The organism is uncultured Rothia sp., from assembly GCF_963507905.1.
Lineage (GTDB): Bacteria > Actinomycetota > Actinomycetes > Actinomycetales > Micrococcaceae > Rothia.
This window is the reverse complement of record NZ_CAUOUU010000008.1, coordinates 21838-46183: the sequence shown is the minus strand read 5'-3', so window position 1 is coordinate 46183 and position 24346 is coordinate 21838. Positions and strand designations below refer to the sequence as shown.

Below are 24346 nucleotides of genomic sequence, written 5' to 3'. Positions count from 1 at the left end.
TGAGGGGAAAAACAGGCATAGTCCACACCTTGGACTCATTCCATAAACCCATACTTAAACCCACAGTTCAACCGATCGTTAAATCCATGGCTCAACCAACACTTGAACCCCGCCAACACCACCCGCCATCAGCGCAAAAATGCCCGGGCACCTTCTTGAGGTACCCGGGCATTTTCTGTAATTTTCGTGCGGCTCTTATGAACCGCCGTGGTCTGGGTTCTACGCCGCTACACGGCTGCTATGTGGCTGCTACTTGGCGCTCGCCCAGCCGAGAATCGCCTCGAAGAAGCGCTCACATTCGCTCAGCTGTTCCAGCTCAATCCACTCGTTCGGCGTGTGCGCCTGCGCGATGTCGCCGGGGCCGCAGATGATGCTCTGCACGCCGGCGCGCTGGAACTGGCCCGCTTCGGTGCCGTAGGTGACCTTCTGCGGTGCGTCGTTGGTGCCGAGCCACTCGTGGGCGAGGCGCACGATGGGTGCGTCGTCTTCGGTACCCAAACCCGGCACGGCGGCGAGCAGTTCATGCTTCACACCCACGCGGGAGGTGAGGCTACCGGGCTCCGCGCCGGTCAGCTTCTCCGCGCGTGCGGCGCGTGCCTGCAGATCGGGCAGAATCACCTCGGAAATCTCGCGGTCAATGCGCTCCACGAAGGACTCGGTAGTCACCTGCGGCAGGGTGCGCACATCGTACTCCACGACCGCCTGCTCGGCGACGATGTTGTACTGCAGGCCGCCGTTTGCCAGGTTCACGCTACCGGTGGAGTGGGGGATGATGAACGACTCGTCGTAGGGGCCTTCTTCTTCCCACTGGTCCGCCATATCGGTGAAGAAGGTGATGAACTCGCCAGCGGCAGCAACCGCGTTCACGCCGTGGGTGGCGAGGGAACCGTGCTTGGGCACGCCGGTGAAGGTGACGCGGCCGCGGTGCGCGCCCTTGTGCGCGTCGATGATGCGCATGCTGGAGGGCTCACCCACAATCGCGTAGTCGGGGGCGAGGTCGCGCGCCACGAACTCCTCGATGAGGGAGGGTGCACCGACGCAGCCGATTTCCTCGTCGTAGGAGAACGCGAAGTGCAGGGGAGTGCGCAGCTTCGCCTCGGCAACGCGCGGCAGCAGCCAGAGGGCGACTGCGAGGAAGCCCTTCATATCGCACACGCCGCGGCCGTAGGCGCGGGTACCCTCCACGCGCAAGGTGAAGGGGTCGGCGTCCCAGTCCTGACCGGCGACGGGAACGACGTCCGTGTGGCCGGAGAGGATGAGGCCGCCGCGGGTGGTGCCGTCCGCTGCGGGGACGGTGATGAAGAGGTTGGCGCGGGTGCCGTCCTCGTTGTAGGTGCGCACGCCGCTGTAGCCGTAGCGGGCGAACTCGGCTTCGATGAGCTCAATGAGTTCGAGGTTGGAGCTACCGGAGATGGTGGGAATCGCGATGAGCTTTTCGAGCCAGGGGAGGGATGCGGGCTGGGTGGTCTGAGCCGTCATAACTATTCCTTCTGCGTTGTGGTGCTGTGCGCTGTTATGTTCAGGGTACGCCGCGGGGCGGTATTCGTCGCCTCATGGTCGTCGAATACCGCCCCGTGACCCCTGCGCGGGGTTAGATGATGTAGTTGTTCACGTTGGAGTGGTCGCCCAGCGCGTGGAAGTTGCGCGAGTGGTAGACCAGCGGGGTGCCTTCGCAGTCGTTGCGGATGAACTCTTCAACCTGCGCGGTGAAGACGAGTGCGGGGCCTGCCTCAACGCGGCTGAGCGGGGTTGCGCGCAGTACGCGGCGCACGCCGTGGACGAGGGGCTCGCCGGTGTGGACGAATTCCCAGGTGCTGGGGTCCTCAAAGCGAGGGTAGTCGTGGGTTGCGAAGTTCTTCGCGAGGGTGACATTCTCAGCGTCGAGCATGTGCACGAGGAAGGAGGAAGCAGCCGCGATCTTTGCTGCGGAGCCGCTGTTTGCCTTGAGGGAGAAGGCGATGATGGGCGGTTCTGCGGCGACGGAGGTCAGCGAGGAGGCGGTGAAGCCTGCGGGTTCGCCGTTTTCGTCGGTGGCGGTGATGATGGCAACGCCGGCGGGCTGGTGGCCGAAGGCGAGCTTGAACTGCTCGGAGGTGTCGGCGATGGGTGCCTGTGCTGCAATGGTTTCGGTCATGATCGACCCTTTCTTCTGCGGCTGCGTTTGAGGGGTCGTCCAGATGTGTATGCGTTGGGCGACCCTTTGTTAAGGGGAGATATGTTTCAGAGTAAAGCTAATGGGTGCTGAACACCTTATTTATTGCCCTATGTTTCTTAGGTGCACCTTTCATGACGTAGGGCGTGAAATATTACGTCATATTCTTCGTCATATGGGAGCTTCACACAGACAGCCCAACCAGCGCCCTGCAACACATGATTGAGGTGCTATCCCTCTCTCTTCCGCGGGGTTTCGCGGGGGTGAAGAGGGCTCTAGGGTATCCTTGCTTGGTACGCGAAAGCGCACCGACCCCCGTATTTGAGGGGTTTTCCGGTGCGTGAACTGTGGGGAGAAGAAGGTTAATGAGCTGGTTGGCAACTATTCCGCTGCTACTTTTTGCGGTCGTGTTGGCTTTTGGCCCCGGCTATGCAATGGGCTGGGCGCTGCGTGTTCCCGCACGTCTGCGCGTCTTCCTCTCTCCGCTCCTGTCCTTTGCCCTGATTGCCGTCTCGGCAATTGTGCTGGGTAAGATCGGGATTGCGTGGAACCTGATTTCCTTCGTAGTGGTCGCGGTCGTGTTGGTGGCTACGGCAGCGGGCCTGATGTGGCTAGTGGGTCGCCGTTGGCCTGCCCTGGCGTCTGCCTCGTGGCCGGGTAATGATGTTCCGGTGGCCTGGCCCGTGGTAGGTGCTGTTTTAGGCGGGTTCCTGGTGCTGCACATGACCGAGGACATGGTCTACGGGCCTGAGGCGTTCTCGCAGAGCCTGGATAACTCATTCCATATGAATGCAATCCGCTGGATTCAGGAGCACGGCGACGCCTCCAGCCTGACCCTGGGCGCGGTATCTGCGGCAGACCAGCAGCCGGCATTTTACCCGGCGGGTTGGCATGATTTTGTGTCCCTGATTTATAGCACTACGGGTACGAGCATTGCGACTGCCACCATCGTGACCGTGTTACTGGCTGCCAGCATTTTGTGGCCCTGCTCGCTGGTAGCGTTCAGCTTGAGCATTCCGAAGCTTCGCCCCCTCCAGGCGCTTGCCATCCCTGCAATAATTGGTGGTTTTGCAGCGTTTCCCGGTCTCCTCCTGCGTTGGGGTGTGCTCTTCCCGAATCTGCTGGGTTACGCTCTGGTGCCGTCATTTGTGGCACTCATGGTATGCCTGGTGCAGGTGATGATGCGCGGCGAGTACGCAGCGCTGCTTTCCCTGTGTCTTTCCGCCCTGGTGGGTGTCGCGGGTCTAGCGCTTGTGCATCCGAACGCGGTGGTGTCTGCTGTGGTCTTTGCTCTGCCGCTGGTGCTGGCTGGGGTGGCGTGGGTAGTGCGCTCGCGCGAGCTGACCTCTCGCCAGAAGTGGGTGGGATCCGCTCTGCTCGGGCTGGTAATTCTTGGGTGTGTGGGTGCCTGGTGGTTCCTGCGTCCCGGCGCATCTGCCAGCAACACGTGGGAGCCTATGCTCACCGAGGGTGAGGCGCTCTACCAGTTCCTCTTCTTGGGCCTGGAGAACGCCAATCAGTTGAGAGATACGTTCAATCCCTCGTATCTGGCCGGTTTCCTGGCTCTGTGGGGCGCGGGGTACCTGCTGTACAAGCACCGCAACCTGTGGCTGATTGCCAGCTGGGTGCTGATTGGTTACCTATGGATTGTGTCCGCCTCGGTGCCGCGCGGCGAGTTCCGCTTGTTGATGGTTGCTCCCTGGTACACGGATCATTTCCGCTTGGCGGCGCTGGTGGTATTCCCCTCGGTGATTCTGGCTGGTATCGGCTTGGGCGGCTTCGTGGAAGGTCTGCTTACCTGGGTTGCGCGCCGCGCGCCGCGCCCGGCACGATTGAAGGTTGCGACCGTCGGCATGGGCGTTGCGATGGTTCTGGTACTGGTAGTTGCTGGTCTTTCTTCGCGTGTTCCTTCGGTACAGGAGACAACTCTGGCGGTATCGCAGGAATACCGAGTGACCCCGACCTCTGTGGTGCTGAATCAGGACGAGATGAACGTCATTAACGAGATCCCGAAGATCGTGCCGAAGGGTGATGTGATCGTGAACAACCCCTGGGACGGTAGCGCCTATATTTACGCGCTGGCAGATCGTCACCTGACGGGATACCACTTCGAGTTTGAGACCTCACCCAAGTACTCGGCAATTATGCACAACCTCAAGGACGCTCGTACAAATCCGGAGGTGTGCCGCGAGGTGAACAAGTACAAGGCCCACTGGTACGTTCACCTGGAGAACCAGTTGAACTTCGGCCCAGACGCACAGAAAAACTACGACGGCCTCGTGGCTGCCATTGGCACGGACGTTCTGACCCCGGTGTACTCCTCGGGTCCGATGACTCTGTATCGCATTAGCGCTTGCGATAATAACTAGTATCTGGCACTTTTGGGCTGCCTGAAGTATTGCGGGGGTGGCATGGAGACTAGGCCACCCCCGCGGTGCTACTTCGAGCGTCGTTAAGAGAGTGCTGATAAGATGTAAAACCGGTATGCCTTTGTGCGCATACTAACTTCCGTATGCCATACACACAAGAGATAGCACCGCATGGAATCAGAGACTTTTACGCAGACCCCTCGGCCCCTCATCATTATGCCCGCGTGGAATGAAGAGGAAGTTATTGGGGGCACAATTGAAGAACTTTTCCGCATGATGCCTGAGGTCGACCTGGTAGTCGTCAATGACGGGTCCACCGACCGCACCTCTGAGATTGCGCGCGCTACCGGCGCTTTCGTGATTGATCTTCCCTACAACATGGGTATCGGTGGCGCTTTGCGCACCGGTTACAAGTATGCTCGCCAAGCCGGATATGATTGCGCGATTCAGGTTGATGCTGATGGGCAGCATGACCCGAAGGGTATCCGCACTGTGCTTGCTGGCCTGGAGGATGTCAACATCTCGATCGGTTCCCGCTTTGCTGAGGCGACGAACTATAAGGTGTCTGGTCCGCGTAAGTGGGCGATGGTGGTTCTGGCCCGTATGTTTACGATGATTTCAGGCGAGAAGTTCACCGACGCCACCTCCGGCTTCCGTGCGGCAGACCGCAAGGCGATTGAGCAGTATTGCGAGCATCTACCTGCTGAGTATCTGGGTGACTGTATCGATGCCTGCGTGATGGCGATTCGTTCTGGCTTGACTGTTAAGCAGGTGCCGGTTGAGATGCGTGAGCGTCAGGGTGGTACTCCTTCTTCAAGCCCGTGGAAGTCTGCGGTGTACCTGGTTCGTTCTTTCTTCTCGTTTGGCATGTCGATGACTCGCCAGAAAACGAATGTGGGGTCTAAGTAAATGAGTGCAAATATTTTCTTCCTTCTCATCGTGGTGGTGATGGAGGTTCTCGTTCTGGCGCAGGTACGCAACCAGAAGATGAAGGAAAAGTACGCCGCACTGTGGCTTATCGTTGGTGTCATCATGATTGTGTTGGCGCTTTTCCCGAAGCTTTTGGATTCCCTCTCGCGTCTGGTGGGTATTGAGACCCCGGTCAACCTGCTGTTCCTACTGGCGATTATTATGCTGATGGGTATTAGCTTGCACTTGACCCTGGCTATCTCGAAGATTACGGATGATATGCGTACCCTCGCTGAAGAAGTTGCGATTATGAAGGCTCTTCAGCGTCAGCCGCAGGGTGCTTCTCGTGCTGCGGAGCGAGAGCAGAAGAAGCCCTAAAGCCCCTGATTTTTATACGTTTCTACACGTTTGAGCTTGGAGTAATACCTCATGACCGTTGATATTCTGTTCCCCTACTACGGCGACGTTGCCATGATGAAGCAGGCTGTGCTGTCTGTGGTCGGTCAGACCAACCCGGACTGGCGCATGATTGTTATTGATGACGGCTACCCGGACGACTCGATTCCCGGATGGTTCGAGTCGCTGAAGGATGAGCGCATCACCTACATGCGTAATGAGAAGAACTTGGGCGCGAACGGTAATTACCGCAAGTGCCTGACCTTCGTAGAGAATGACCTGGTCACCGTCATGGGTGCTGATGATGTCATGCTCCCCAACTATGTGCAGTGGCTGGTGGATTCGGCAGCGAAGCACCCTGAGGCATCCATTTTCCAGCCCGGCGTGGTCGTGATTGATGAGCATAATGCCCTGTCGAACACTTTGGTGGAGCAGACTAAGGCGTTCTACCGCCCTAAGGGTGAGGCTGTGCTGAAGGGTGAGGAGCTGGCTACCTCCCTGCTGCGCGGCGCGTGGTTCTACTTCCCGTCCCTGGGCTGGCGTAAGGACGCTATTGTGGGCACCGGCTTCCGTGAGGGCCTGAACGTTGTGCAGGATATGGCGCTGATTCTGGACATTACGATGCGTGGCGGCTCCCTGTACTACGATCCGCAGGTTGCGTTCATGTACCGTCGTCACGGTGGTTCTGACTCGTCCTGGCGTGCCCTGGAGGGTACCCGCTTTGATGAGGAGCGCCGCTACATGAACACCATTGCTGATGAGATGATTGCCCTGGGTTGGACGAAGGCTGCCCGCGTGGCCCGTATCCGTTTCTCCTCGCGTGCTCACGCTCTGACTCTGCTGCCGAAGGCAGCCCTGGCGAAGAAGTGGCAGGGTGTTAAGAACCTTGCCGAGCATGTGGTGAAGTAAACCTATATTTGTGTGCGGTGCGTCGTACATCCTGCGGTGGATGTGCGGCGCATCTGCGTATGTAATGATGGTTTGTGTTGGCGGCTATATTGGCGGCTAGGAATGAGGAGGACGCGGTGAGCGAGTCGGTACAGCACCCCGATAAGAGCGGGGTGGAGGAACACCCCTCTCGGGAGGCCCAGTCTTCGGGTACGGTCACCCGCTACCAGTCCCTGGCGCTTTTGGGTTCGTCCCTGTTGGCGGCGGTCTCCACGCTGTTGGTGACCATGATTGCTCAGCGTGCCCTGAACGGTTCGGAGCTGACGGAGTTCCTGCTGTTCTGGGCGGCGCTTTTCACTGTGACGGGTATTATCACGGGTATTCAGCCGGAGATTACGCGCGCGGTGGGTACGGCACGCACCCGTGCTGTAGCTGACAGGGCTTTAGCTAACAGGGCTGCATCCGGCGGGGCTGCATCTGCTGAGGGTTCCGCGCCGCAGGGCGCCCGCGTGGTTACGGTGACCGCGGCTCTGGGTGCTATCGCTGGTGCGCTGGTGTTGGTGAGCTCCCCTCTGTGGGCGGGCCAGCAGATTCCGCATTCGGCGGCGGTGGGCGTGACCGTTATGGCGGTGGGCGTGTTCCTCTACGCCCTGCAGGCGACTATGAGCGGTGTGACCGCCGGTGAGGACCGCTGGTACCTTTTCGCGGCGGTGGGCGGTCTGGAATCTGCCGGGCGCCTCATCCTCATGCTTGCGGCTGCGCTCATGATTCCTTCCCTTGCCGGCCTTGAGGTGGCAACCGTCGTGCCGATGGGTCTGTGGCTCATCCTGGCGCTCGTGACCGTTTCGGGTCGCCGCCTGTGGGTTGCCCGCGCCGATGTGCCCGCGCGCCGACTGACGACCAATATTCTCTGGTCGTTCCTGTCCTCTGCCGCTGCGGCGGTGCTGATGATGGGCTTCCCCAACGTGCTGAAAGCGAGCGGCGCCGCGGAGAGCGAACCGGTCGTGCTGGGTACCCTGATCCTGGCGATTTCCATTACCCGTTCGCCGATTATGATTCCCCTGCAGGCGTTCCAGGGTGTGGCGGTTTCTGCCTTCTTGAAGCAGCGTCACCGCCCCGTAGCGGCGTTCATTAAGCCTGCCGCCGCAGTGGTGGCTGTGGGCGCTGTAGGCGCGTTGGCGGCGTACCTGGTGGGTCCGCTGCTGTTCCGCCTGATTTACCCGCCTGCCGCAGGTGCAGAGTCCGCGTACGAGGCGGCAGCTTCCGGCATTACCCTGGGGGCGCTGGTTTTCGCCTCGGCACTGCTGGCGCTCATGACCCTCTCGGGCAATATGGCGCTCGCGGTGAACCAGCACCGCATCTACCTTGCCGGTTGGGTGGTTGCCGCGGCGGTGACGCTGAGCCTGGCGTTCCTGGTCCCCGCCCCGCTGGTGCCGCGCGCTATCGTGGCGCTGGCGGTCGGCCCGGTCTGCGGCTTTGTGGTGCATATGGTGGGTGTATCTGTCACCGCCCCCAAAGGATAATCCTGCATTAAGAATGCCCCTCGGCTGACATTCAGCGGAGGGGCATTCTCTGCGTAGCGGCTAGGTTGCAGACTGGACTGTAGGCTTCTTACCCGAAACCAAAGGGTTACGGCCGAGAGCCATGGCCCGCTTCTCAACAAAGGTCCAAGAAAGCCATGCTAGGCCGAAGGTGATGATGGCGTCGAGGATGATATTAACTGAGATTCCGAGGGAAACGCTTCCCAGGAGTACAAGAATCTGTTGTACCGGCCAGGCGTAGATATACACGCCGTAAGAGATATCGTTGGTTTGCCCCAGAGGAACGTTAAGACAGGTGCCCAGGGCAATAATTCCGAAGGCCAAAACAATCTGAGTCCACTGCATAATGTTGGCGTGAGGAACGAGCCAGGTGAAGTAGAACCCGGCGAGAGTACAAATTGTAGCCAGGAGCGGAGTGATTACCGGACGGAGCGTGATACGGCGGCTCACGAGGTAGAGTAGAGCCCCGGCAAAAAAGAAGGGGTAGAGGCGTGCTGAAGCCTTGAGGTTTCTAGGGTCGAGGCCCAGCGCCCAGGTCATCCAATCGTAGCCAAGTACCTGAATGAGTACGTAGTAGCTGAGGCTCACAAGGTAAGCGAGAGGAATAAAAACCTTTAGGTGCCGGCGAATGAACGGAAGATAGAAGATGGGGAGAAGTAAAAGGTAGCAGAAGAACTCGTATTCTAGCGTCCATGCTGAACCGTTCCATGAAGGGGAGGTAAACGGCACGTCGGCCGGTCCGTTAAAGAGTCCGTACTGCAATTGGGAGAGATCCCAGTTGTTGCGGAAATATAAGATGGCGTTGGGGATGTCCCAACCCATGGGGGCGTGGCCTGTGAGGACGGAGAGCGTTCCACCAATGAAAATTACGAAAAGGATGGAGACCCAGTAACCGGGGAAAATACGCAAGATACGCTTCACCAGATATGATCCCGCGGAACTCCGGTAGGCGCTGTGCGCAATTAAAAATCCCGAGATGGCGAAGAATGCATTGACTGCAAAATCGCCAAAGACATAGAACTCTTTCCACAGGGGGTTTTCATCAACCTTTACACCCGCCACAATGTAGGGCGTGTGGGAGAAAATCACAAAGGTCGCGAGGACTAGGCGAATGAAGTTAAGAGAATTTGGCCGCTCAAAAACGGCGGAATAGAGGGACGGATACTCCGGTGCTGTATGTGCCATAAGTTTCTAGGGGATATGTGGATGAATATGCAATGTGAGTGCAGCGTTGGGTTAGCGCAGAGATAAAACCGAGAGTGAGAATCCCCGTGCTTTGTTCCAGCAGATATATGACTAACGCTTAACGTCAAAGTGTCTGGGATTAGAGGTTGTAAACCCGTTTAATGTAAGCGCCGTAGAGCCTGCGGTAGAGCGCCGGGCTGACCTTGAGGAGCAGGCCCGCAGCGCCAAAGACGGGGCGGCGGCGCAGGGCGAGGAGCGTATCGCCGAAGCTGAAACCGGCACGGCAACCCGCCAGCACAGCCGGCGCGCTTTCACCGCCCACAATCAGCGCCTGCTGCGCGTTATTCAGGTACGCAATAACCCGGGCAATCGTCAGCGCCTCCTGACCGGCAGACAGATGATACGTGCTCGTGCGTTGAAGGGATTTCGCGAAGTAGTCAAGAAGGCGACGGGTCTCAGACAAAGGAGTAATACGGCTCCAGGTCAGGCTTCCCGCACTCACAGCGTAAGCGTACAGCGGCTCATTGATGACGGTCACGCTCTGCGCTCGCAGGTAGCAGTCCAACAGCGCGCACTCATCCTCTGCTCGTTCAATCTGGGGGTATCGGACGTCCTCAAATAGTTCACGGCGAATGATCTTATCCCAGGCGTAAGGAGACAGCTGGTCCTTAAGCAGGGCGAACGCCGCTTCCTGGCCGGTCAGCGTGCCGGGGGTGCCCTTGAGGCGCTGGGTGGTTGAACCGTCGGTCGCCACCATGTTGTGGGCGCAATTGACCACCTGCGCACCAGTACGCTCGGCGTGGTAGTGCAGGCGCTCCAGGAAGGTCGGGTAGAGAGCATCGTCAGAATCGGGGAAAGTCACCCACTCGCCGCGTGCCTCATCCAGGCCCTGGTTACGCATCGCGGACAGGCCCTGATTCTTGGGGTTATTGAACACGCGCACGCGCTCATCCGGGTTCTGCTGCAGATACTCGGCAATCAGTTGCGCCGAATTATCCGGGGAGCCGTCAATCATGACCAGAAGCTCAAAATTGGGGTCGGTCTGCGCCAGCACCGACTTAATCGCCGCAATGACGGTGGAGGCGGTGTTGTAGACCGGCATAATGATGCTTGTGCGAGGGGTGGCAGACATAGGGTGGGAACCTTTGAGAACGGGGCTGATAAGAGCGGGACTGATGAGAACGTTGAGGGGTTACATGCCGTAGGCGCGGCGAACGTATGCGCCGTACAGGGTGCGGTACAGGGCGGGGGAGAGCTTCAACAGCAGGCTCGCCGCACCCACCACCGGGCTAGAACGCAGCGCCGGCACAACCCAACCCCACTCGATTTGGCGGCGGCACTCGCGGATTACCGCGTCCGAGTCGGCGCTATCGCTCATGAGCGCCTGCTGCGCATTATTCAGGTAAGTCACCGCAGAAGAAATCGCCAGAGCCTGCTGACCCTCCTTCGAGGAGAGCAGGGGTGCACCCGCTTCACGCATGTAGCGGGTGTGGCGGATGCTTTCCTCCACCGGGGTCACGCGGCCCCACGTCAGACCCTCAGAGCCCATGTGGTACAGGTACAGGCAGTCCGGGATAACCTCAAGCTTCTGCGCCTGCATGAGGCACTCAAAGACCGCGAGGGCATCCTCGGCGCGGTGAATATCGGTTGCGAAACGTACCGAAGAGAAGAGCGAAGCGCAGAAAATCTTATCGTGCACAAAACCCGTAAAACGGTTTAGCAGATAGTTGATGGCAATATCGCGACCCGTGTACGTACCGGGCGCATCCTGCGGGCGGTCCATCGTGGAGCCGTCGGCGCGGGCAATGGTGTGACCGCAGGTTGCCACATCCGCGCCGTTACGTGCCGCCGCGGCGTGTAGGCGCTCCAGGAACTCGGGGCGGTACGTGTCATCAGAGTCAATGAACGTAATCCACTCGCCGCGCGCCTCATCCAGACCCTGGTTGCGTGCCGCAGACACGCCGGCGTTCTGCTCATTGTCGAACAGGCGGATGCGGGGGTCGGGGGTGTTCTTCAGGAACTCGCGAATCACCTTCGAGGAACAATCCGGGGAACCGTCAACCACTACCAGCAGCTCAAAGTTGGGGTCGGTCTGTGCCAGAACGGACTCCATCGCGGCGACGACAGTGTCAGCGGTGTTATAGACCGGCATGATAATGCTGGTGCGGGGTGACGGCATGGGACCTCTTCGGAATGCGGCGGCTGGAACTTATACAGGTACATCATACGGTGGGGGCGGTAGGGAATCGAAATATGTTCCACCGCCCCCACGATATGTGACGGACCTACTGATGAGGAGGGATATGCGTAGTATTGCGGGGCTTGCGAGTATGGTCGGTGTTAGCCCAAGCCATCCACAAACCCCAGAGGGCTATCGCGAGACCAGCCCACACACTTGCCTGCTCCTGCGTGAGGATTCCGTAGGTCTGCAGGACAGCAGTGGTAGCTGGAATGACCGCGTACAGCTGCTTACGCCATCCTGGGCGATGTCTAAGCATGGCGCTTTGACTTTGCGAGCTTCTCGATATCTTCAATACGCTTAGCAATAAGAATCACCTGATGATCGAACCATTCCACAACGGTTCGAGTGTTGACAGTAGCGTTGCCAAATTTAGCAACCGCAAGATTACCTTCTCGAACAAAAGGCGCATCATACACATCAGTCAGAGCTCGATGCGCTGCGCGGTAGGCGGATGCTTCAGAAATAGGTGCCATGATAATCTCCTTGGCGGTTGGGCGGCTATTATAGCCGCGGTTTAACAGAAAACCCCGCCGGGATAAACCCGACGGGGTGAACTACAGCAGTGAAATAACAGCTTCATGCGGTAGTTTTATCTGCCCGGGAAAATGGTGTAATCCTACTTGGATTGGATACCTATGTTCACAGGCAGAAGCTTAATAGTGGACGATATTAGTCCTGGCTATGAAGTAGCAGGGCTAAGGCCTTCATGCCTTCTAACCCTTCCCACACAGCAGAGCATGAACGACAAGATGCTCGTTCAGCGGTGTAATATAGTGCAGATTTGCGTATTGATGTTGAGCCGTCGCAGCTTGTCTTCGTGACTTCCTGCTCCCCGCAGTTAGGGCAAAATCCCTGCAAGTCATGGCTGGGATGGCGCAACGCAACAATGGCCCGAATCCAACTAGTCGTTATTGCCAACGCCTCATCATGAAGTTCCTGATGTAAGTGATTGCGAATCCATGCAGAAACCTGATTTTTCAGCGATGCACCTGGGAATGAGCCCATCACAACGGAACGAATAGACTCCTGAACTTGTAGCGCATTAGCAGAAATGGGCATACGACATCCAAAGCGGCTGGTGCTGGATGCTCCTCCGGTACGTGAACCGCCGGCTACATAATCTGCCAACTCGTCCAATAATGCCTGGTGGCGTGGAATACGGAACTTTGTGCGATGCAGACATTGACGGTCTGCGTCCTTCACTGGCGTGCCCACGGTTAGAGCGATCAGATGCTGTTGTAGCTGATCGCTAGACGAAATGGTAGCCATAATGATGTAGCCTCTCTGCTAAATGAGTGAATTATTGATATCCGCTACAGTGCGGAAGGTGTGTGGACCATAGTGTTGGTCATACATGGATTTGCCCTGCTTCTGCTTCGTGGCAGCGAAGTTGAAGCATGCGACAGACGCTTTCTCCGTGCGTGTAGGAATGATGCTAGACCGGCATCATGGACGACCAATTCATCCTGTTCGCTCTTCTTACCGATTGGAGCTACTCCAGTGTCCTGGTGCTCGTTCTGTCGCTTCAATTGCCGGTAGTGCTTGCGGCACAAAGGATACCCAGCATGTCGAGAATCCTCATCTATTGGCTTCTCACAACGCGTGCAATGAGAAAGCGGAAGAAAAAGAACCGGATTTGCTCGCGAAGGGTAAATTCGCTGCTTTGAAGTTCGTCGAGCTCTAGGATTGACAGGAAGATAGACCCGCGGTGAATCAAGAGGGACAGTGCCTCGTGGAGCGTGAATACATGCACGACAGATGGAATAGATAGGATTCCACTGATTCTCTATTACGAGCGGTTGCCCGTAGCTCTCCGGGCGTACACTACTGGCCGGTAGGGAGAGACCTGCCGTACGCCAACACCGAGGGCATATTGAATGCCCCTGCATTAGATAGGGACTATCGTGCGTCTGTATAGCACGGCGCCGCGCCTGGCAGGTGCGGCAATCCTCTCTATAGGAACTGGTTGGCTCCCTGCATCCTGCGCAGGGGCGGGGTAGGTGTTTCATGGTTTCTCCTGAATATTATGCCTAGTCAAAAGAGTAAACAGATACTTTTCAATGTTCTAAATCGCCCTTTAATATTTGGTTCAGAGGGGGGGTGTATTTGAAGGTAGATGAGGCTATTTAATTCGTAAATCAACTTATACTGGTTTATTTATCGATAAATATTCATTAGGTGAAATTTTGTAATTTATTGAATGCGTTATATTTAAAGTTTTATGGGTGTTTGGGGTAGGGCCTAGGGACCCTCCCCCAAACACCCTGATGGTTATCTTTTTGGTTTCAGTAGATAAATCTAACTAGAGCGCACGCACGGCTTTTTCTGCATCATCGAGACGCTGCTGAAGGTACAACATGGAGTTGTCGAACCAGTGGATTACGCCGCGCAGGCCGACAGTGGCATTGCCATAGCGAGCCTTAGCGAGGTCGCCCTGGCGAACAAAAGGCTCATTAAAAATTGCATTCATCGCATTCTTAGCTGCGCGATAGATAACCTCTTCTTCGTTTACTTCTGCAGGGGGACGATAAATCGTGATTGCAGGAGAACCGTTATACACCCAAATCGTGTCGTGCGGATTGATGGAAATACCATTGTGGCCAGCATTGCAATGGATAATCGTGTCGTGGTCATCGTAGAAAATGCCGGTGTGACCAGCTGCGCCGCTGGTGTATCCACGGCGACCCCAAATAAACACGTCGCCACGTCGTGCCGGGTAATTACCCGATGCATCCGGTCGAACCTGAGTCCAGCCGTTACTCTCCAAATCGTGGAAGAGCGTTTCGGTATTACCAATAGCAATATTCTGCGGGAGCAGGCCAGCATCTCGCAGTGCAAAGTAAACCGCAGATGAGCAGTCATAAGAATGCGGGCCAGTTCGATAATTCATCGAATAGGTCACCTTGCCCTTACGCTGCTCCATCCATGCAATCGCCTGATCAATCTTGGACATAATAAAATCCTTTCGGAAAGGCTGTAGCCCTACACTTTGACATTCCCGGGAAGTCAAAGTGCAGGGCTACAGCAAATGAATTGGACACTAAAAATGCCGACCAGCTTTATCCTGATCGGCATGATTCCTCAGCAGGCACACTCCTGCCGAGGTGATATTCACTTTACGAGGGTTGGGGTGCGAAAGTCCTGTCGCGCATTTTTGAAATTACAAATTTCTTGATCGCTTATGAACTGGCTGGGGTTGGAGGTGTTAGCCCGCCATCCCTGCTTCGCGCTCTCTTCATGCTTTGTCTTCATACTCTGGGAACTTAGGTAACCCTATGGAAAACGTGCGGTACGCTCCCTACACTGGAAGGGCACATTGACAGACCGCGCGGGCCGCCCACACCGCGGCCCCGCCCCTCCCAACGGGTACACCACCGAAGGAGCCACCCATGAGCCGACGCACCGACGCGCCCGCCCGATCACCACGACGAGCCGCCCTCGCCAGCTGGATAGGCTCCGCCCTCGAATACTACGACTTCGCCGTCTACGGCACCGCCGCGGCAATCGTACTCAACCGCATCTTCTTCCCCGAAGACACCGCCGCCATCGGCATCCTCAAGTCCATGGTGGTTGTGGGCGTCGCCTACGTTGTGCGACCCTTTGGCGCCATGATTGTTGGGCCCCTCGGTGACCGTTACGGCCGCCGATTCGTCCTGATGCTCACCCTCTTCCTGATGGGCTTTGCAACCTTCGCAATCGGTTGCCTGCCGACCTATAGCGAGGCGGGTATTATCGCGCCGATTCTGCTGGTCGCCTGCCGTATGCTTCAGGGCCTCTCCGCCGCCGGTGAGCAGGCAAGCTCCATCTCCATCTCCCTGGAGCACGCCCACGAACACCAGCGCGCCTTCACGACCAGCTGGACCCTGCAGGGCACCCAGTTCGGCTCGCTACTGGCGACCGCCGTGTTCATTCCCTTCGCTGCCCTGCCGGACGAGCACCTGCTCACCTGGGGCTGGCGCGTACCCTTCTGGCTCTCCGCCTTCGTGGTGGTGACCGCCTGGCTGATTCGCCGCGCCCTCTCTGAACCGCCCGCCTACCTGCAGCGCGAAAAGCTCACCGAGTCCCCGCTCATGCTGGTCTTCAAGCACCACAAGCGTGCCGTACTCACCATCGCCGTGTGTGCCATGGTCAACACCGTGAACATGGTCTTCACGACCTTCGCGCTGTCCTTCGCCACGAAGGGTTACGGGCTCGACCGCAGCACTATGCTGCTGGTGCCGGTCGCCTCGAATACTCTCGGCCTGATTGCGATTCCGCTTGCCGCCATGCTCGCCGATAAGATTGGCCGCAAGCCCGTTTTCATTACCGGTGCGGTGGCTTCTTCCCTAGTGATGTTCCCGTACCTCGGTGCGATTGCCGAGGGTAACTGGGTTGGTATCTTCGCCTACGGCGTGCTCATGCACGGTGCGCTCTACTCCATGGCGAACGGCGTGTGGCCCGCCTTCTACGCGGAGATGTTCCCGACCCGCGTGCGCGTGACCGGCCTGGCGCTCGGTACCCAGATTGGCTTCGCGATTTCTGGAGGCGTCGCCCCCGCCGTGGCGACGAGCCTCGCCGGTGCTGACCTGCATAATGCAGTGCTGCCCGCCGTGTTCACGGTTGCCATGTGCGTGCTCGTGGCGTTGGGTGCGCTGACGGCTCGTGAGGGTTACAAAAAGACCCTGGATGAGCTGGATGCATAGCCCACAGAATATATTCCGTATATAGAATAAAAGCAGGTGGGGCTGGATAGTTAGCTATCCAGCCCCACCTCCGTGTTTAATTTTCTAAACCCCTTGCTGTGCCGCAATCAGCGCCTCAAAATGAGCTGCCATGCGCTCTGCATTTGGTTCTAACTCGGTGAAGAGGCGGAAGGCATCCACCGCCTGACCGACCGCCATGTAGCCGCCCGTTAGCACCTCGCACCCGGCGGCACGCGCTACCTGTACCAGCTGTGTTTCCTGCGGCAGGTAGATGACGTCCGCAACCCACAGGCCCTCGCGCAGCACCCCGGCATCCAGTGCCGAATCGCTCAACGGCATACCCGGATGCACGTGCATACCCACCGGGGTCGCATTCACCAAACCCTGAGCTTCCAGTAGAGCTTCAATGAGGCGCTCATCCTCGGTTAGTACCTCGATTCGGGTCTGGGGGAAGAGCCCACCCAGCTGCTCCGCCAGCCCCTGCGCCTTCGCCGCGTCACGCTCGAAGAGGCTCAGGTGGTGCACCCCCAGGCGGCACAGCGCGTACGCCGTGGCGCTACCGGCACCGCCGGCACCTAGCTGCACCACGTGCTCCATGCGAGCCGGATCCTCCGCCACCTGCGGCAGGCCGCGCTTCAGCCCCGCGATGAACCCCGAATAGTCCGTGTTGTCGCCGTAGAAGCTGCCGTCCTCGCGAATCACCACGCAATTGACCGCGCCCAGGGCGCGTGCCGCATCCGAGAGCTCGTGCAGGTGCTCCATGACGGACTGCTTGCACGGGTGCGTGATGTTGAAAGCGTTAAAACCGAGCAGTGCCGCCGCATCCAGAAGCGCTGGGGCGGAGGCGCCGTCCAGGTTCAGGGCGTCCAGGTCGACGGGGCGGTACAGGTAGCGCACCCCGTGCGCGTCCGCCTCCGCCTCGTGCATGGGAGGGGTCAGTGAGGAGGTGATGCCGTCACCAATGAGACCCACCAGGAAAGATTCAGTACGCAAACTCATAGTTTCACTGTACGTGTCCACCCCTCAAGATGCACCTACTTTCTTGAACCCGTACCAAATGCGCGCTGGATTTGGGAAGAAGATAAAAATAATTTCTACGCCCACAAGAGCGATATGTCTGACAGAAACACCTCAAAGGTATAAGCTTGGTATAAGTGCTCGCGCGCCACGGCGCGCACATGAGACCACACAGACACCGTCACAGTGAAGTGATACCGATATTCGGAGGATAGATTGTCAATGACTGACAAGGCTATGGCACACTTCGCTGGCGCCGATGCATGGGTCGAGCAGTATTTCCTGAACAGCCCCGAAGATGAGCGTGAAGAGTTCACCCCGGCAGAGTTAGAGGATTTGGCTCGCACCCACCGTGCGCTGGCTCAAATCCGCCTGCCCAAGACCCCTGTCGTTGTCGCACGCAATGACGAGTACAACACCACCCTGTACGTCGCGACTGACGACATGCCGCACATTGTCAGCTCCCTGACCGCATGCCTCGCCGCGCACTTTGGTGGTTTCGTCACGATTCTTCACCCCACTTTCCTCGCCGAACGCGGCCCGGACGGTAACCTCCTGAGCCTGCGCGGCACCGGCATGCGCGGCAACCTTGCCAGCGGCGATACCGCCACTCTTGGCGTGCCCTCCCTCAAGCTCAGCGATAACGCCCCCGAGGGCACCACGGTCGCTATTGAGTCCTGGATTGCGGTCCGCCTGACCCGCTACCTCACTGAGGAAGATCAGCGCCGCTGCGAGAAGGAAGTGGAGCGCGTCCTCGCTGACGTTCGCGCCTGCCACACCGACCTGGACGCCATGGTCACCCGCGTTTTCGACCTGGCGCAGTCCATGTACGACCTGCGTGGCGCAACCCTGGGCCACGGCGAGGAATCCTACGCCGCCAACCCGCGCGGCGTGGAGCCCGCCTCCCGCGTGGAGGTGGCACAGGACTTCCTGCGCTGGCTCACCCGCGGCAACTTTGTGTTCATGGGCGTGAAGGAGCGCGTACTGGACGGCTCCTCCGGCGCTATTTCTCTGGTGGACCGCCCCGGTTCGGCGCTCGGTATTCTGCGCACCACGGAGGGTAAGAGCCGCATTCCGCTCTCGGGTGAGACCCTGGAGCGCGCTCTGTTCCCGCGCCCGCTGTACATCACGAAGGCGAACTCCCGCTCCACCGTCGCACGCAACGACTACCTGGACTACGTTGGTGTGCGCCGCTTCGACCTGAATGGCCGCGTGATTGGCGAGTACGTCATCCTGGGCCTGTTCACTCGCCAGGCGTATGCGCTGCCCGCTATTGAGACTCCGCTGGTGCGTGAGCGTATTGCGATGGTGCGCCGCCGCCTTGGCTACCACCCCGGTTCTTACTCTGACAAGGCGCTTCTGGGTGCCTTGGAGGATTACCCCCGCCTGGAACTGCTGCACGCTTCCGCTAATGATCTGACCGATACTTTCGGCGGCATTATGGGTCTGGAGGAGCGTCGCAAGACCCGCCTGTTCCTGCGCGCTGACCGGTTCAACCGGTTTATTTCCGCCGTGGTGTACCTGCCTCGGGATCGCTACAACACGAACGTGTGCTCCCGCATTCAGCAGGTGTTCCGACAGGAATTTGATTTGAGTGCCATCGACCATGAGGTGTACCTGTCTTCCTCATCGTTGGCGCGTCTATTTTTCCGCATTCGGCTCACGAACCCCAACGATGTGCCGAAGACGGATCATCAAGCTCTCGAAAAGCGACTGCAAGAAGCCGCCCGCTCCTGGGTGGAAGCAACCGCAGCTGCTATTGAGGCATGGAAACCCGGAGCGGAAGGCCGCCGACTCGCATCAGCCTGGGCAGATGCGACTAGTGCAGCCTACCGAGCCGATTACACAGTAGAACAAGCAATCGAGGATATCGTGATTCTTGAATCTCTCTCGGGCCAGAAGCCCGCCGCAATCAAGGTTGAAGCCGGCGAAGCCAACACCACCCGACTGAAGACCTACCTGTCCGCACCTCACACCCTCACCGAGCTTCTGCCGGTTATGCAGAATATGGGCCTGGTCGTTGTTGATCAGAAGCCCTACGAGTTCAAGCCTGAGGATGGCGAAGACTACGGTTACCTCTACGACTTCGGAGTTGAATTCCCCGAGGGCGTGGACGCAAACGCTGTGGCTTCCCTGTACGAGGATGCCCTGAACGCCTACCTGCTCGGTGAGCGCGAGTCCGATACCCTGGACCGCCTGATCCTGGCTGAGGGCCTGACCTGGCAGGAAGTACGTCTGTTCCGTGCCCTGAACCACTACCTGATTCAGCTGGGCCTGGGCTACACCCCGTCCTTCATGTCGAACACCCTGCTCGCAAACCCGGCCATCACCAAGCACCTGGTCGAGTTCTTCGAGGTCAGCTTCGACCCGAACAACGGCCTCAACGATGAGCAGCGCAACGCACGCCGTGAGGAAATCGAAGCAGCCCTGGTTGAGGAACTGAACCAGATCCCCACCCTGGACGCTGACCGCTACCTGCGTTCCCTCGGCAAGGTCATCCGCGCTATCCTGCGCACCAACGCATACCTGGCTGACCGCCCCGCACTCGCATTCAAGGTGGCACCGCAGGAGATCGACTTCGCACCCCTGCCCCGCCCCAAGTTCGAGATTTTCGTCTACTCCCCGCGCGTTGAGGGTGTTCACCTGCGCTTCGGTAGCGTCGCACGTGGTGGCCTGCGCTGGTCGGACCGCCGTGACGACTTCCGCACCGAGGTTCTGGGCCTGGTCAAGGCACAGATGGTGAAGAACGCTGTCATTATCCCCACCGGTGCGAAGGGTGGTTTCTACCCCAAGCAGCTGCCCGACCCCGCAGTGGATCGCGACGCATGGATCACCGAGGGTCGCGAGTCCTACAAGGTCTTCATCGGCTCCCTGCTGGACGTCACCGACAACCTCTCCGTTGGTGCTGACGGCTCCGAGACTGTTGTCCGCCCCGAGGGCGTTATCGCACGCGACGCTGACGACTACTACCTGGTGGTTGCAGCGGACAAGGGCACCGCAGCATTCTCTGACACCGCAAACGCAATCAGCCTGGAGCGCGGCTTCTGGCTGGGCGACGCGTTCGCATCCGGCGGCTCCGTCGGCTACGACCACAAGGCAATGGGCATCACCGCACGCGGTGCTTGGGAGTCCGTCAAGCGTCACTTCGCTGAGCTCGGCCACGACGCTCAGACCGAAGAGTTCACCGCAGTCGGCATCGGCGACATGTCCGGTGACGTGTTCGGTAACGGTCTGCTCCGCTCCAAGGCAACCCGCCTGGTCGCAGCATTCGACCACCGCGACATCTTCCTGGACCCGAACCCCGACGCAGCCGTCTCCTTCGACGAGCGTCAGCGCCTGTACGATCTGCCCCGTTCCTCGTGGCAGGACTACAACCGCGACCTGATTTCCGCCGGTGGTGGCGTGTACTCTCGCGGTCTGAAGTCCATCGAGATCACCCCCGAGGTGCGCGAGGTTCTGGGCCTGGACGAGTCCGTCACCGAGCTGGCACCGACCGAGCTGATTTCCGCAATCCTGAAGGCGCCGGTTGACCTGATTTACAACGGTGGTATCGGTACCTACGTGAAGGCCTCCACCGAGACCAACGCACAGGTTGGCGACAAGGCTAACGACGCACTGCGCGTCAACGGCAAGGACCTGCGCGCCAAGATTGTTGGCGAGGGTGGTAACCTCGGCTTCACCCAGCTGGGTCGTATTGAGGCTGCGCTCAACGGCGTCATCCTCAACACCGACGCAATCGACAACTCCGCAGGTGTGGAAACCAGTGACCGCGAGGTCAACATCAAGATTCTGGTGGACCGCCTCGTTGCACACGGCGAACTGCCCGTTGAAGAGCGTGCTTCCTTCATCGAGTCCCTGCAGGACGAGGTCGGCGGCAAGGTGCTCGAGACCAATGTCGAGCAGAACGTCCTGCTGCAGGGTGAGTTCCACGGTTCCGTCCTGGGTACCAACCTGTACAAGCGCCTCATGCACGACCTGGAAGAGCACGCCGGTCTGAACCGCGCCGTCGAGTTCCTGCCCACTGACGAGGAGCTGGACGAGCGCCTGGAGACCACCGGCGACCGCCTGACCCGCCCCGAGCTGTCCGTCCTGGCTGCGTACGTGAAGATTTACCTCACCCACGCACTGGAGCAGACCGACTTCGCGGACGACCCCTACCTGGAAGGTGTTCTGCGCAGCTACTTCCCGGCAGCACTGGTCGAGCGCTTCGGTCAGCACCTGGACTCGCACCCGCTGCGTAAGGAAATCATCTGCACCCGCGTCGCTAACGAGCTGGTCAACATCGGCGGTATCACCTTCGCATACCGCGTGATGGAGGAGTTCAACGTCGGTATCGATTCCGTCGCACGCGCCTTCATCGTGGCTCGTGAGCTCTTCGAGCTGGGCACCGCAGCTAAGCTGCACCGCGAACTGCCCCCGAAGACCTCGCTGGATGCATGGTTCACCGTCCTGCGCGACAACCAGCGTGTTCTGGATCGTGCTGTCCGCTGGTTCATCACCGAGCGTGGCGTGGTTGCTGGCACCAGCATCTCTGAGCTGCTGGAGATCTTCGGCTCCGTCGTCGAGATGCGTCACAACCTGCCCGAGTACCTCTCCGGCACCTCCCGCGAGCGTGTTCGTGCAAAGCGCGACGCAGGCGAGGCATGGGGCCTGCCCGAGGAACTCATCGTCATCTGGATTCGCGGCTTCGAGGGCTACGCCCTGCTGGACGTTATCCGTTCGGCACGCGACCACGACTTCGAGGCAACCTCGCTGGCACCGGTCTACTTCGCAACCTACGACCGCTTCAAGGTGGACGAGCTGCTCGGCCTCATCACTGAGCTTCCCCGTAGTGACCGCTGGGAGATCCTGGCACGTCAGGCACTGCGCGGCAGCCTCTACGAGACCGCTGCAGGTCTGGCACTGTCCGTGGCGGAGGGCGCGAAGGGCGACTTCTCCACTGTTGACGGCGCACAGAAGGCACTGGCTGAGTGGATTGAGAGCCACCCGACCCGCGTGGGCAACATTGACCGCATCCTGAAGGAGATTGGCGAGGCCGCTCCGGACGTCACCGGTCACCCGCGCCTGGCTGTGGTGTCCGTGGCACTGCGTACTCTCTCGAGCGCATCCTAAAAATTAGGATCCGTTAGGGTCGCTTAGAGCATCCCGGTTCCCTCCCCGAATGGGAGGGGCCGGGATGCTTTTGTGCAGGGACACTCTGCACAGGGGCGCTCTGTGCAGGGATACTCTGCGCAGGGACATTTTGTGTTGGGGCGCGTTGCTTGGTGGCACCCTTCTCAAGGTTGTTGCACCCTACGCACATTGCGCAGAATATTACCCCCACTAGGTGTTTTATGTTTATGTGTGATGCACATTATGTGGGTGTGTCCTAAATCCCTCCAAATATCAAGTAGAGGGTTAAGGAAACCAAAGGTTTTAGTTGATATATGCCGTATATTGATTCTCGGCGGCATCAGCGCAAGCCATGGGGACCCGGCACTTCTCGGCATGGCGAGTCTTCCCTATGGAACGTCACACGGTGCTGTTCAAACACACTGCCCCTAATCTTTACGATTATCGACTGAAAGTCTGCAAGATTGTCTACCAACCACGGTACTGAGGAAAAAAGCAACAGCGCATGGCGCCTCCTCATTAACTTTCTGCTTTACGTCTCTCCGGTCGCACTGCTGACCACCGTCTTCCCCATCGTCACCCCGACCATTAACCGGTACAACCTCGATGGTGTACCCCTGATTCAGGTCATCCTTGCGGCATCCATTACCGTTCCTTGGCTCAGCCAGGCGGCCTGCCTGCCCCTGTACCGTGCTATCCAGATGGAGCACAAGAAGATTGCGGACGCCCGCGAAGGCCTGCGTATTCACGCTGAAACCCTTGAGCATCAGCTCAAGCGCGCCGAAGCACGCGCCGTACGCGCACGCATGTCCGAACCGCAGTTCCAGGACATTACCGACCTGACCGCGTTCACCCGCAACTGGCTCTACCTCTTCTTCATGACCATGCCGCTGGTACTGATCTTCGCCGTACCGGTCGCCCTCGTCCTGCACTGGACCCCGACTGCATTCGGTGCGTTCTTTGTCCTGGGTGTTCTCAACATCGCGTTCGCACAGCTGCTGGTCATCCCGAACCTCGCGAAGAACCGCATCATCTGGTTTATCGCGTGGCTTGGTTACACTCTTGCCCTGTACTTCTTCCCCGTCATCTGGTTCCTGCCGCCGCTGGTTGGTTCGCTCATCCTGCTGGTGAGCCTCGGCAAGGACCTGGTGCACCTGCTGCACTTCGCGCGCATCCCGCTCAAGGACATTGCGCTCGACGCCCTGCGTGGCTTCTTCACCGGCTCCATCATCTGGGCTGATAAGTACATGCTCTTCCTGGTTACCGGCGGCGAAATCAACGTCGTGGTAATCTACCTGAGCCTGATTCCCTGCGTTATCGCCTACAACTACTTCTTCGTGGTGGAGGCAGACCGCGTCAACGCAAGCATCCAGCACCTGTGGACCATCTTCGACCGCCTGCCCTACAAGGGCGTTCAGGCGGAGTCCTCCAAGGCTCTGCGCACCTCCAACCGCGCAATCCGCAACTCCCTGCTGATTTACATCGCCAGCGCCATTGTCACCGGCATCCTGATGTACATCTTCCTGCCGCAGTCCTACCCGCTGGCGCTCTCCGGCCTGGTCGTCGCGTTCCTCTTCGTTGCAGTGGCACTGCTGATCTACCAGATCGAGTACATGACCATGTACGTCACCGTGCAGCTGCTCTCCGCAGCACACCTGGTGCTGCTCTTCATCTCCTTCATGATCCTGCCCAACGAGACCGGCTACCTGCCCATCATCGTGGGCGAGGCAGTGCTCACCTTCGCGTGCTACCGCGTCTACCGTCAGGCGTGGGCAGCACCCGAGTACTCCCTCTTCTGGCGTCGAGCCCTCGCCTGGTAAGAACCGCACGGTCCGCGAAAGATACATACGACA

The 24346-nt window shown here is 58.8% G+C and carries 17 protein-coding genes; 8 read left to right on the top strand and 9 right to left on the bottom strand.

The features are described 5' to 3' along the window. Positions 1 to 249 precede the first annotated feature (249 nt). Both argE and RQ593_RS06270 read right to left on the bottom strand, forming a co-directional pair. The gene (argE, locus tag RQ593_RS06275; protein WP_311450119.1) at positions 250 to 1479 is read right to left on the bottom strand and encodes an acetylornithine deacetylase; all 1230 of its coding nucleotides are present in this window, start codon (positions 1477 to 1479) and stop codon (positions 250 to 252) included. A gap of 112 nt (positions 1480 to 1591) precedes the next feature. Continuing rightward, entirely contained in the window at positions 1592 to 2134 is a 543-nt protein-coding gene (locus RQ593_RS06270; protein ID WP_070819214.1) for a flavin reductase family protein, read from the bottom strand. A 383-nt stretch (positions 2135 to 2517) separates the two neighbouring features. On the opposite strand from RQ593_RS06270, the gene RQ593_RS06265 reads away from it, so the two are divergent. The 5 genes from RQ593_RS06265 to RQ593_RS06245 all read left to right on the top strand — a co-directional run bounded on the left by RQ593_RS06265 (position 2518) and on the right by RQ593_RS06245 (position 8237). Further along, positions 2518 to 4521, top strand: a complete 2004-nt coding sequence (locus RQ593_RS06265) for a DUF6541 family protein (protein WP_070819215.1) — start codon at positions 2518 to 2520, stop codon at positions 4519 to 4521. 171 nt (positions 4522 to 4692) lie between these two features. Then, the gene (locus RQ593_RS06260) at positions 4693 to 5430 is read left to right on the top strand and encodes a glycosyltransferase family 2 protein (protein ID WP_005507977.1); all 738 of its coding nucleotides are present in this window, start codon (positions 4693 to 4695) and stop codon (positions 5428 to 5430) included. After that, positions 5431 to 5808, top strand: a complete 378-nt coding sequence (locus RQ593_RS06255; protein WP_049354108.1) for a DUF2304 domain-containing protein — start codon at positions 5431 to 5433, stop codon at positions 5806 to 5808. Positions 5809 to 5859: 51 nt separating this feature from the next. Then, the gene (locus RQ593_RS06250; protein WP_311450118.1) at positions 5860 to 6735 is read left to right on the top strand and encodes a glycosyltransferase family 2 protein; all 876 of its coding nucleotides are present in this window, start codon (positions 5860 to 5862) and stop codon (positions 6733 to 6735) included. Positions 6736 to 6851: 116 nt separating this feature from the next. Beyond that, positions 6852 to 8237: a hypothetical protein gene (locus RQ593_RS06245; RefSeq protein ID WP_311450117.1), complete on the top strand. Its 1386-nt coding sequence runs from the start codon at positions 6852 to 6854 to the stop codon at positions 8235 to 8237. A 60-nt stretch (positions 8238 to 8297) separates the two neighbouring features. Here the strand turns inward: RQ593_RS06245 and RQ593_RS06240 are convergent, their stop codons facing one another. From RQ593_RS06240 to RQ593_RS06215, 6 genes are all read right to left on the bottom strand, one after another. Further along, positions 8298 to 9440, bottom strand: coding sequence for an acyltransferase (locus RQ593_RS06240; RefSeq protein WP_298700493.1), 1143 nt, complete (start codon positions 9438 to 9440; stop codon positions 8298 to 8300). A 139-nt stretch (positions 9441 to 9579) separates the two neighbouring features. Then, on the bottom strand, positions 9580 to 10572 hold the full coding sequence (locus tag RQ593_RS06235; protein ID WP_311450116.1) for a glycosyltransferase family 2 protein: 993 nt from the start codon (positions 10570 to 10572) through the stop codon (positions 9580 to 9582). Positions 10573 to 10632: 60 nt separating this feature from the next. Beyond that, positions 10633 to 11619, bottom strand: coding sequence for a glycosyltransferase family 2 protein (locus tag RQ593_RS06230; RefSeq protein ID WP_311450115.1), 987 nt, complete (start codon positions 11617 to 11619; stop codon positions 10633 to 10635). Between the two features lie 311 nt (positions 11620 to 11930). After that, a complete protein-coding gene (locus RQ593_RS06225; RefSeq protein WP_070846643.1) occupies positions 11931 to 12155 on the bottom strand; it encodes a hypothetical protein in 225 nt (74 codons plus the stop codon). Positions 12156 to 12351: 196 nt separating this feature from the next. Beyond that, positions 12352 to 12951: a hypothetical protein gene (locus tag RQ593_RS06220; protein WP_311450114.1), complete on the bottom strand. Its 600-nt coding sequence runs from the start codon at positions 12949 to 12951 to the stop codon at positions 12352 to 12354. Between the two features lie 1033 nt (positions 12952 to 13984). Next, positions 13985 to 14635: a peptidoglycan amidohydrolase family protein gene (locus RQ593_RS06215; protein WP_049354102.1), complete on the bottom strand. Its 651-nt coding sequence runs from the start codon at positions 14633 to 14635 to the stop codon at positions 13985 to 13987. Between the two features lie 436 nt (positions 14636 to 15071). Between RQ593_RS06215 and RQ593_RS06210 the strand changes: the two genes are divergently transcribed. Continuing rightward, positions 15072 to 16364 (top strand): MFS transporter, encoded by a 1293-nt coding sequence (locus RQ593_RS06210; RefSeq protein ID WP_311450113.1) that lies wholly within the window; start codon positions 15072 to 15074, stop codon positions 16362 to 16364. 84 nt (positions 16365 to 16448) lie between these two features. Here RQ593_RS06210 and RQ593_RS06205 read toward each other — a convergent pair whose 3' ends face one another. After that, on the bottom strand, positions 16449 to 17363 hold the full coding sequence (locus RQ593_RS06205) for a shikimate dehydrogenase (RefSeq protein WP_070846645.1): 915 nt from the start codon (positions 17361 to 17363) through the stop codon (positions 16449 to 16451). Positions 17364 to 17603: 240 nt separating this feature from the next. On the opposite strand from RQ593_RS06205, the gene RQ593_RS06200 reads away from it, so the two are divergent. Together RQ593_RS06200 and RQ593_RS06195 are read left to right on the top strand one after the other, a co-directional pair. Beyond that, positions 17604 to 22493, top strand: coding sequence for an NAD-glutamate dehydrogenase (locus tag RQ593_RS06200; RefSeq protein WP_311450112.1), 4890 nt, complete (start codon positions 17604 to 17606; stop codon positions 22491 to 22493). A gap of 464 nt (positions 22494 to 22957) precedes the next feature. Next, positions 22958 to 24313: a hypothetical protein gene (locus RQ593_RS06195; RefSeq protein ID WP_311450111.1), complete on the top strand. Its 1356-nt coding sequence runs from the start codon at positions 22958 to 22960 to the stop codon at positions 24311 to 24313. Positions 24314 to 24346: the final 33 nt, after the last annotated feature.